Genomic DNA, 551 nt, shown 5'->3' with positions numbered 1-551 from the left:
AAAAGGAAAATGAAAAGTTGCATTTGAGTGAATGCTCTACAACGTTTTGGTTAAACAGCGTTTTAATGCAGTTTAGGTTTTGTTGGCACCTGTTTTTATTTCTTTTCTTAAAATCTTCTCCATTTTACGGCCTTTCGCCAATTCATCTACCAACTTGTCCAGATATCTTACTTGTCGGGTTAGTGAATTATCAATTTCCTCAATTCGATAACCGCAAATCACACCTTTTATCAGGTGAGCATTTGGATTCAAATTTGCTTGTTGAAAGAAAGTTTCAAAAGTTGCCTTCTGACTGATAAATTCTTGTATTCTATCTTCATCAAATCCTGTCAACCATTCTATCACTTGGTGAAGATCTTCTTTTGTTCTTCCTTTTTTCTCCAACTTCGTTATGTAATGCGGATAAACAGAGGCAAATGTCATTTTTGCTATTCGATCGTTATGTTCAGCGGTAACTTTCATGTTATTCTCAATGTTGGTTAAGGCAGATAGTTTACAAGGTTAAAGTCACATAGTTTACCCTAAAATAGAGCTAAGCCTTATCGATTGTT

1 protein-coding gene is annotated in these 551 nt (G+C 34.7%); it reads right to left on the bottom strand.

Going from position 1 to position 551, the window contains the following annotated elements:
- Window positions 1-72: 72 nt before the first annotated feature.
- Complete coding sequence (locus E1171_RS00275; protein ID WP_155202991.1) at window positions 73-462, bottom strand: DUF2200 domain-containing protein; 390 nt, start codon at window positions 460-462, stop codon at window positions 73-75.
- Window positions 463-551 lie beyond the last annotated feature (89 nt).

The sequence above is a fragment of the Xanthovirga aplysinae genome (assembly GCF_009711365.1).
GTDB lineage: Bacteria > Bacteroidota > Bacteroidia > Cytophagales > Cyclobacteriaceae > Xanthovirga > Xanthovirga aplysinae.
This window is presented reverse-complemented; position numbering and strand designations above follow the sequence as displayed.

Excerpts from the sequence above, each read along its gene's own strand:
- E1171_RS00275 (WP_155202991.1), bottom strand. The coding sequence starts at position 462 with ATGAAAGTTACCGCTGAACATAACGATCGAATAGCAAAAATGACATTT.